Origin of the sequence: Winogradskyella sp., assembly GCF_965228925.1 — a bacterium.
Classification (GTDB): Bacteria; Bacteroidota; Bacteroidia; order Flavobacteriales; family Flavobacteriaceae; genus Winogradskyella.
The window spans coordinates 4251744-4261698 of record NZ_OZ245845.1; the positions used below are offsets into that span (position 1 = coordinate 4251744).

Sequence of the window (9955 nt, forward strand, 5' to 3'; positions counted from 1 at the left end):
TCGTATTCTGATTGTTGTACAAACTTCTTCTATTTTTAAAGCAACAGAAATTGTATTTTACCGAACTGTAATAATTCAATGACGAATTGAATTTTATGGATTAAAACTCGCAAATAATGTTATCTAATATTGAAAAACGATTCTCAATTCTATTCTTTATTATAGTCCTAATTGAATTAATTACTGGCACTGTTGAAAGCCTACAGACTGCACATTACTTCGCTAAGCCAGCTATAGTTATAAGTCTACTTTTCCTATTTATTAAAACTTCTGGCCTTCTCGATAAATCATTAAGAAATATCACTATTGCTGCTTTAATATTTTCACTCCTAGGAGATATTTTATTGATGTTCGTAGATCAATCCCCACATTTTTTTACCGCGGGATTAGTTGCCTTTTTAATCGCCCATGTGATGTATAGTCTTGTGTTCTTAAAACATCGAAACCTCGCCAATTCCATGAGTGTATTTTTAATAGGCCTATTGGTTTATGCTTCGGGTTTGTTTTATGTACTCAAGGATGGTTTGGGAGACATGCTAGTACCGGTAGTTATTTATATGCTTATTATTTTGAGTATGGCGACATCGGCATATCTTAGAAAACACAAGGTAAATCAATTGAGTTATAGTTTGGTCTTTGCTGGTGCCCTGTGTTTTATGATTTCTGATAGTATCTTGGCCCTTAACAAGTTTTATCAAGCCCTACCCTTATCGCATATAAGTATTATGGTCACTTATGCGCTAGCTCAATATTTAATTGTCCTCGGAATTTTAAAAATAAAAAAGCAGTAGATCTTACTTTTTAAACGGTCTGATAATCAATCGTGCCGCTTTATCAAAATTGATATAGTTATAGGTCCAATTAAATAGTACCACCACTCTATTTCTAAAACCCACAAGCGACATAAGGTGAACAAACATCCAAATAAACCAAGCAAAAAAACCACCGAATTTATACCGCTTTAAATCCACTACGGCTTTGTTTCTTCCTATAGTCGCCATAGACCCTTTATCGTAATAGGTAAAGGCCTTCATTGGTTTATTACGAACTAAGTTCACTATGTTATGCCCTAATAATTTTCCTTGTTGAATGGCCGGTTGGGCGACTTGAGGATGACCTTTAGGATAATCTTCTGTCTCCATTAAAGCGATATCGCCGATAGCAAAAATATTATCATAGCCTTGTACTTGATTATATGTGTTGACACGATATCTATTTGCTCTTTCCATTAATGCATCTGCTTTCAATCCTTCAACCGGTGCTCCAGTAACGCCTGCTGCCCAAATTAAAGTCTGTGATTGCATTTCTAGGTCAGAATTGGTTTTGACATTCAGCCCATCATAGTTTTCTACAAAGGTCTTGCAGTGTACCTTAACGCCAAGTGCTTTGAGGAACCGTTCTGCTTTTTGGGAAGCATGGTGACTCATTGGTGGTAGCACCCTATCAGCGCCTTCAAGCAAATGGATATTCATATCGCTAGGATTTAAGTCGTGATAATCCCTAGGCAAGATGTGATTCTTAAGTTCTGCTATAGCACCCGCTAATTCTACTCCCGTAGGACCTCCGCCCACAATCACAAAATTTAGAAATGCTTCGCGTTCTTCTTTTGAATTTGCAATGGCGGCTTTCTCAAAATTCTGTAAAATGAGACTACGAATGTTAAGCGCTTGTGGCACCGTTTTCATTGGCATGCTATGAGATTCTATAGCTGTATTGCCGAAAAAATTTGTTTTAGTCCCTGTAGCAATCACCAAATAATCGTACGTTACTTTTCCTATACTGGTAGCAACTTCATTCGTATCTGGTAAAATTTGCTGAACTTCAGCTAGACGAAAAAAAGAGGTGCTATGTTTTTTAATAATTTTCCGTAAGGGATAAGCTATGGAATCCGGTTCTAGCCCAGAGCTGGATACTTGATATAGAAGTGGTTGAAATGTATGATAGTTGTGCTTATCTATTAATACAACCTGAAGATTTTTATTCGCTAATGTTTTTGCTAAATTTATCCCAGCAAAACCTCCTCCGACAATGACAACTCTTGGTAGATGAGACTCTGGAATATTCATAAGTTTTATGGTTAAATTTGCCTTTGCAAAAATACAATTTAATGATCGAAAATTATACTTTTTAAAGAATTGTGTAACAATACCAAATATCGTCATACTAATAGGCAACTAACCATTTTCATCAATTGAATAAAGAACTCGAACATAGTTTTGTTGAGCAGTTGCAAAAGCATCAAAACATTGTGCATAAAGTATGCCGTTTATATACCAACAATGCAGATGCGCACAACGATCTGTTTCAGGAGATCACCATTCAACTTTGGAAAGCGTATCCAAAGTTTAGAGGCGAATCCAAATTTAGTACATGGATGTATCGTGTGGGTTTAAATACCGCTATTACATTATATCGGAAATCGAAACGTCGCATCAACACGCAAGAATTTGACAATGTACAATTTAAGATTAAAGCCGAAGAATACGATGACACCGAAGAACAACAATTAAAGTTATTGTACAAAGCGGTACATCAATTAAACGATATTGAAAAAGCATTAGTCTTTCTATATCTTGAGGATAAAGACTATAGAGAAATTAGTGAGACTTTAGGAATCACCGAAGTCAATGCACGAGTAAAAATGAACCGTGTCAAAAAGAAATTAAAAACAATATTAAATCCGTAAACTTATGGATGAATTAGAATTATTAAAAAAGGATTGGCAAAGCGGAGCCACTGAATTTAGAAGTTATACCGATTCGGATTTATATCCAATGTTGCATAAAAAATCATCCTCAATTGTAAAAACATTGTTTTACATTAGTATTGGCGAATTGGTATTTTGGCTTTTGGCCTCCATCTTACCCTATGTCTTATCTCCAACCTTTAGGGAAAAACTTGACGAAAGCTATGAAAACCCTTTGTTCATAGGGATAAGTATCTTTAGTTATGCCGTTATTCTATTATTCATTTATTTATTATTCAAGTCTTACAAAGGCATTTCATCAACGGATAGTGCAAAAAAATTAATGGAGAGTATTTTAAGAACCCGCAAGATTATTAAGTATTATGTCGTTTTTAATCTATCCCTATTTTTCCTCTCCATTCCTTTATCGCTTTATTTCGAGTATCAGGACAATCCCGAATTCCATCAACAAATTGTAGAAGCAAGCACCACACAAATGCTAGCATTTTATGCTGTTTCTGCGGTAACCGCTGGTGTTATTCTATTAATTCTTTGGTTGTTCTACAGATTGATTTACGGCATATTGCTCAAGCGCTTAAATAGAAACTATAAAGAGTTAAAAAAGCTTGAAGTTTAAAAAAGGTATTGGGCATGATGTTCGAAGTCGAAGTCGAAGTTGAAGTTGAAGTTGAAGTTGAAGTTGAAGTTGAAGTTGAAAAATTCTAAAAGATATACTTTGCACTTATTACATAACACTAATACGAATATAACGTCATCATTCGTAATTTATACAACTGTATACCACAACAAAAACTGAGACTAAATTACCAATCCCTTAGCTCCCTGTTAAGCCGCTCTTTTTCCTCTAACTCTTCTTGTGGAATCACTTTTAAAAATGAAGGATGTTGCTCTATGGCATATTCAATCTTCTCAACGATGTCTGCTATGGTTTCGTTGTCGTAGTCAATCTCAAGTGGTTGTTTAATTTCAAAAGATTGATAGATATTCTTCTTTTTTATACGTAGCCCTTTTTTATCGAAGGAGCGTCTAAAACCATCAATAACAATAGGTACTACTAAAGGTTTGTAGTGCTTTATAATATGAGCAGTGCCTTTTCTTATGGGCTTAAAAGGTGTAGTAGTGCCTTGAGGAAAGGTCACTACCCAACCATCATCCAAGGCCTTTTTAATATTACTGATATCACTCATTTTTACCTGGCGATTCACATCTTGCCCTTTTGATCTCCAAGTACGCTCTATACTTATAGAACCGGTATAGGCAAATATCTTTGGTATGAGTCCGGATTTCATCGTTTCTTTTGCAGCGACATAGTACATATTTAACTTCGGATTCCATAAGTATCCTACATTTTTGATACTGTCTAGACGACCATTTAAACTCGCGTTAAACACATGAAACATTGCGATAACATCGGCAAAATAAGTTTGATGATTGGAGATAAATAGCACATTGGTATCGGGCAAATTCTTGATGATTTCTGAGCCTTCAATTTGCAACTCATTAAAGCCTCTAAATCGTTGGTGGGTCAAAAGCCCTAGGATTCTAATCAGCCATTTTTTAACCCAAAGAATGTGCCCAAAAGGATTGGTTTTAAATAAACCCATTGTTAATTTTAGATATTAATCAGTGACAAATGTAACAAATATGCGGTGCTATAGCACTTGTTTTAACAAGTCTTTTATCTCACCGAGCATCATTGCAGTGGCTCCCCAGACTACATGACCATTTAATTTAAAGGCTGGGACATCGACTTCAACATTAAAGGAGGTGGGTACTCGCGTTGTGATTATATTCGTTTCGTTTAAAAATTCTCGAATAGGCACTTCAATAATATCTTCGACTTCTTCGTCTTGTTTTATAAAGCTTGGTGTGGTTTCGGATATAGCAAAATAAGGATGTACTAAAAAATTACTTGGAGGAATATACAAAGGGGATAAAGCTTTAATAACACTTAATGCTTTTTCTGGCACCCCAACTTCTTCCTCTGTTTCTCTCAATGCGGTAACCATTAAATCTTTATCTGTTTCCTCATACTTTCCGCCAGGAAATCCAACTTGGGCGGAATGTACGCCTTTATAGGTTTTTCTCAGAATTAAGATGAGATACGTTTCGCCTTTAAGGTTAGGATAGAATAAAGCCAAGACTCCTGCTTTTTTAGCAGTTTTTGCTCTTTCTTTCATACGTTCTGCCAATTGGAGTCTGTATGGCGGCGACATTTTAGCATGAGAAACTTCACCAAAAAGTTCTAGATGTTTTATGTTTATGACGGATTCTAAGAACGTGTTAAAGTGCATGTGCTATCCAATATTATATAATCGTTAATTCCAGTTCAATAAACAAAAATACACTTTAGGTTTTATATTATTTTTCTTACTTTTAAGAATCCCTTGCAAATCGTATTTATTGACTTTCATGATTGCATGTCTTCTTTAGAGTTAGCAGTGTTGGTAGTAATTGAATACAATCCATTTTCACATCGAATAATTAACTATTAAATCTTAATATTATGAGAAATCTAGCTTTCATTTTAACCCTGTTATGTTTTTATGGGCAGTCCTCTTTTTCACAAAATCCAATTTATTATACAGCCGAGGAAACAGGTACTAATTCTGCTGGTTTTAACTTGTTAAATCCCGTAGGATATTGGCATATAAGTGGGCCTAGATCTTATGAAAACAACAATAACCTTTCTGTGTTTTGGAATGATGGTAGTTTTAAAAGATATTTAACTATACTAGACGATGGAAAGGTTGGTATTGGTACAAGCAGTCCAACTGCTCTACTTCAAGTAGATGGAAGTACTATATTTAAGCCAGATGTTACCAATAACAACTACTTGAGTGTTATTAGTAATACATCGGCTCAAACGAACCTATTATTTTATTCTAATAATACGGCTAGATGGAATCTATATAGTAACAATGAAAATTTTCATTTTAGGAAAGCTGGAACTAATTCTTCAGAAGTGATGTTACTTGACTCGCAGGGCAATGTAGGTATAGGTACAACTAATCCGACCGCTAAACTACATGTTGAGAATGGCGCCATAAAAGTGATAACTGATAGTAACATCCCTTTACAAATGTATAGCCCAGACACTTACTCTGGGATTTTGTTTGCAGATATAGATGGTAATTCTAGAATATTCTACAGAGGATCGACAGGGACGTTCGATATTGGCGGCCCAGGCGCTAATGCGCCAAATAAAAAACTACACGTGCATGGAGGAACCAGTATCGGTACTGCTTACACAGGTACTTCAGTACCAACTAATGGTTTAGCGATAGAAGGTGAAGTAGGAATAGGTACAGCAAATCCAAATAAAGCATTAGAAATAAAGGGCGGCGATGATATTGGCCTCAGGTTATTTAACGATCAGGCCAATTTTTGGGACATTAACAATTCCCAATATGGCAAATTAGATTTTGTAAGAGGGGGCTCTGATATTTTTATGCGAATTGATCAAGTCGGTAGAGTTGGTATTGGCACAACCTCTCCATCATCCAAATTATTCCTGCAACAATCAACTAATGATGTTGATGGAGGTTTTACCATTCAAGACTCAGATGGTAGAAGAATTCAACTTTTTGGAGAAGGACCAAGCGGAAGACAAGTGCTTAGCACAAATACATTGAATCCCTTGGTTTTTGATTTAAATGGAAATGAACGCGTGAGGTTTACTGCGAATGGTGAAGTTGGTATCGGCACTTCCAATTTTTCTCAGAATAGTGGCAATTCAAAACTAATAGTTGATGGAAAAATACTATGTGAGGAAGTGGAAGTCATTGCCGATGTGGTACCCGATTACGTTTTTCAAAAATACTACACAGGGGCTTCATCAATAAAAGCAGACTACACAATGCCTACTTTAGAAGAAGTGGAAGCCTTTACCAAAGAATATCACCACTTACCAGAAGTTCCATCGGCAAAAGACATTAAAGAAGAAGGCTTACAACTAAAAGAAATGATGATTTTGCTATTACAAAAAGTTGAAGAATTAACCCTCTATACGATTGAACAAGAAAAACGAATTAAAACCTTGGAGGCCGAATTAGCAAAAAAAGAATAATAGCGGTTTACCTGGACTTAAAAAGCCAATTAGCAATACTAATTGGCTTTTTATATTTTTGAAGTATGAGATTTCACCACGTTATTATCATCCTTCTGATTTTATGGAATTGTGAAGATAAGCAAACTCCAAAACAAACAGATTCTTCGGTTCCAAAAGATACCATTGCAGAAACTCCAAAGGCAACTCCAAAAAAGAACCCTGAGCCTCAATCAGAATATCCCTTACTAACGGATAACAATGCTATGGAGTACTTTTTGGAATATGAAAAAGTGCATAAGGAGAATAAAGTACGGATTACGACAGATTTTGGAACCATTGATATTCTACTTTATGACAAGACCAAATTCCACCGTGCCAATTTTATCTATCTCACCAAGCGCAAATATTTCGACGGCACTCAATTTTATCGCGTTGTTAAAAACTTTGTGATTCAAGGGGGTAGCAGTGATGACTATAATATCGCTAAACGACGCCGAAAAATTGGGAAATACCTTTTACCACCTGATACCAAACGTGGCTATACCCACAAACGTGGAGCAGTATCTATGCCGAGTAGTGAAATTGAAAATGCCTATAAACTCGCCTCACCATTCCAGTTTTTTATCATTAACCGTATCGGAGGTGCCGATTATTTGGATAAGGACTATACTGTTTTTGGAGAGGTGATTCGCGGTATGGATGTAGTCGACAAAATCAATGCTGTAGACACCGACGAAGGAGAATGGCCTCTACAGAATGTATACATTAGGAAAGTAGAAATTATAAAGTAATTAAGACCTATTGTTTAGATATGGTAGCCCTATTAACCTAGTCTATGGAATATCCGGAAGTAGAACAACTTAAAAATCAATTTAAAAAGCATAAGATAAAATTATCGCAAGGTTTCAACCATATCCGGGAGAATTTATTCTTTACAACATTATCTATTGGTTCACAGTCTTGGGATATCCTAATCGATGACGAATTTGGAGATTTTTCAAAACACAATACTGTGTTCGATTGGCTCTTAGTGCTCTATGCGCTAGAAACTTATGAGGAATGTGAAGATATTTTGGAATGGAGCAACTTCCATGGCATAGATACTACAATGCAATTGGACTATTACAAATCCCTGGCAACCACTTATAGAGAGATTGAAACTACTATTGGATCTATCGATCCCTTAATCACTTCATTTGACTATACGTTAAGAACTGGTGTAGTGCGCGCCTTGGCAGATGTCAATTTATAAAACAATTAATCTTCAGATTTGTAAAGGCTCGGTAAACTAATTTTAAATACTACCGCTAGCAATCTAATAGCGATAACCACCAAACCAGCAATCACAAAAAGATAATTTTGGTCTTTAAGGAATTCTCGAAGGACAAAATAGGTCAATCCACCAACAATACAAGCGGTAGCATAGATCTCCTTTCTGAATATTACAGGAATATCATTACTTAAAATATCGCGAATCACACCACCAAAACAGGCCGTCATAGTACCTAGAGCAATGCAAATAATAGGATGCAAACCAGCTACCAATCCCGTTTCAATACCAACAACAGTGTACAATCCAATACCTAAGGTATCAAATAAGAACAAGGAGCGCCTAAGATGCTTTAATTGATTTCTAAATACTATGGCGAAAACAGTAGATCCCATAATCACATAAACATAGGTCATGTTTTTCATCCACGACACCGGGGTTATACCAACTAGGACATCACGTAATGTGCCTCCACCAACGGCAGTAACAAAGGCGATGATTAATACACCAAAAGGATCCATACGCTTGTGCATGGCGACCAAAACACCCGAAATGGCAAATGCAATGGTACCTAATATATCTAGAGTTTGAAAAAACATTTTTCTGTCATTCCTGCCTTTCGACTACGCTCAAAATAAACTTAGGCAGGAATCTATTTCCAATTTCATTAAAACACCGGTATTATTTACCTGTGTTTGATTAAACTTTATGCTCTTATATCCTGAAATAAATTCAGGGTAAACGGTTCACACAATTTTACTTTCGTAAAATTGGTTCTCTAAGACCCTTAGACAGGCTCAGGGTAAGCGATTCACACAATTTTACTATCGTAAAATTGGTTCTCTAAGACCCTTCGACAGGCTCAGGGTAAGCGATTCACACAATTTTACTATCGTAAAATTGGTTCTCTAAGACCCTTCGACAGGCTCAGGGTAAGCGATTCACACAATTTTACTATCGTAAAATTGGTTCTCTAAGACCCTTCGACAGGCTCAGGGTAAGCGATTCACACAATTTTACTATCGTAAAATTGGTTCTCTAAGACCCTTCGACAGGCTCAGGGTAAGCGATTCACACAATTTTACTATCGTAAAATTGGTTCTCTAAGACCCTTCGACAGGCTCAGGGTAAGCGATTCACACAATTTTACTATCGTAAAATTGGTTCTCTGCTTACATATTTTGGGTATAGTAATTATAATCCTTTAAAATAGTATCTATAAACTGAACATCGTAAAGCTTTGATTCTATACCAAGTGTCTCACAGATTTTAGTTTTTAGAAGCGTCAAAGTTTTAAAATCATTGTTCTTTCTAGAAATCGTAAAGGCTTCTTTAATGATTCGTACATCCTTGTCGGTAAGCTGAGTAACGTTACTAAATACCGGCTCGTAATCGTCATTAATCTCTTCGAGGATGGTACTCGAAATTTTATGCTTCTTCTTAACGCTTATCACTACAGTTCCTGCTGCTGCATCACCAACACGTTGCCGTTTATCGGATAGTAAAATACTCAATAGGCCTATGGAAGGTGAAAAAATCCAAATATCCACAATTCTCAGCATCCATCGGACCGCTAAATTATACCATTCCGTTGGCGAACCGTCCACTTTAACCACCTTAATTTTCAGAATCATTTTTCCGACGGTCTGCCCCCTAAAAAATATATGGCATAACAAAGAATAAAAGAACGCTGGCAAGAGAAATAATCCCAAAAAACCACGTCGTGTCCAAGCATCGGCTTCAAAAATATCTGAAATCGTAATAAGGTTTTCCATGATGGTCATGTAGGTCAATAATATAATACCATCAATTAAGAACGCTATCATACGCTCCCCCAAACCGATTAACTTATAATCCAGGTTGACATTTTGTGCCGTGTTAATTGCTAATTTGTCCATTGCACTGTATATTCGTTTTAAATTAGAAT

General features: G+C 36.1%; 11 protein-coding genes. 6 read left to right on the forward strand and 5 right to left on the reverse strand.

What is annotated here, in order from left to right; all coding sequences use genetic code 11:
* Positions 1–116 precede the first annotated feature (116 nt).
* Positions 117–791, forward strand: coding sequence for a lysoplasmalogenase (locus ACO052_RS17850; protein ID WP_422105147.1), 675 nt, complete (start codon positions 117–119; stop codon positions 789–791).
* Between the two features lie 3 nt (positions 792–794).
* Here ACO052_RS17850 and ACO052_RS17855 read toward each other — a convergent pair whose 3' ends face one another.
* The gene (locus ACO052_RS17855) at positions 795–2066 is read right to left on the reverse strand and encodes an NAD(P)/FAD-dependent oxidoreductase (protein ID WP_422105148.1); all 1272 of its coding nucleotides are present in this window, start codon (positions 2064–2066) and stop codon (positions 795–797) included.
* 125 nt (positions 2067–2191) lie between these two features.
* Between ACO052_RS17855 and ACO052_RS17860 the strand changes: the two genes are divergently transcribed.
* Entirely contained in the window at positions 2192–2686 is a 495-nt protein-coding gene (locus tag ACO052_RS17860; protein WP_422105149.1) for an RNA polymerase sigma factor, read from the forward strand.
* 4 nt (positions 2687–2690) lie between these two features.
* On the forward strand, positions 2691–3323 hold the full coding sequence (locus ACO052_RS17865) for a hypothetical protein (RefSeq protein WP_422105150.1): 633 nt from the start codon (positions 2691–2693) through the stop codon (positions 3321–3323).
* 187 nt (positions 3324–3510) lie between these two features.
* Here the strand turns inward: ACO052_RS17865 and ACO052_RS17870 are convergent, their stop codons facing one another.
* Together ACO052_RS17870 and ACO052_RS17875 are read right to left on the reverse strand one after the other, a co-directional pair.
* Positions 3511–4311, reverse strand: a complete 801-nt coding sequence (locus ACO052_RS17870; protein WP_422105151.1) for a lysophospholipid acyltransferase family protein — start codon at positions 4309–4311, stop codon at positions 3511–3513.
* A 48-nt stretch (positions 4312–4359) separates the two neighbouring features.
* Complete coding sequence (locus tag ACO052_RS17875; RefSeq protein ID WP_422105152.1) at positions 4360–5001, reverse strand: NUDIX hydrolase; 642 nt, start codon at positions 4999–5001, stop codon at positions 4360–4362.
* A 212-nt stretch (positions 5002–5213) separates the two neighbouring features.
* On the opposite strand from ACO052_RS17875, the gene ACO052_RS17880 reads away from it, so the two are divergent.
* From ACO052_RS17880 to ACO052_RS17890, 3 genes are all read left to right on the forward strand, one after another.
* Complete coding sequence (locus tag ACO052_RS17880) at positions 5214–6776, forward strand: hypothetical protein (RefSeq protein ID WP_422105153.1); 1563 nt, start codon at positions 5214–5216, stop codon at positions 6774–6776.
* A 65-nt stretch (positions 6777–6841) separates the two neighbouring features.
* On the forward strand, positions 6842–7549 hold the full coding sequence (locus ACO052_RS17885) for a peptidylprolyl isomerase (RefSeq protein WP_422105154.1): 708 nt from the start codon (positions 6842–6844) through the stop codon (positions 7547–7549).
* Between the two features lie 44 nt (positions 7550–7593).
* Positions 7594–8010 (forward strand): hypothetical protein, encoded by a 417-nt coding sequence (locus tag ACO052_RS17890; RefSeq protein WP_422105155.1) that lies wholly within the window; start codon positions 7594–7596, stop codon positions 8008–8010.
* A gap of 5 nt (positions 8011–8015) precedes the next feature.
* On the opposite strand, the gene ACO052_RS17895 is transcribed toward ACO052_RS17890, so the two are convergent.
* The gene (locus ACO052_RS17895; RefSeq protein ID WP_422105156.1) at positions 8016–8627 is read right to left on the reverse strand and encodes a trimeric intracellular cation channel family protein; all 612 of its coding nucleotides are present in this window, start codon (positions 8625–8627) and stop codon (positions 8016–8018) included.
* Between the two features lie 573 nt (positions 8628–9200).
* Positions 9201–9926 (reverse strand): RDD family protein, encoded by a 726-nt coding sequence (locus ACO052_RS17900; protein WP_422105157.1) that lies wholly within the window; start codon positions 9924–9926, stop codon positions 9201–9203.
* Positions 9927–9955 lie beyond the last annotated feature (29 nt).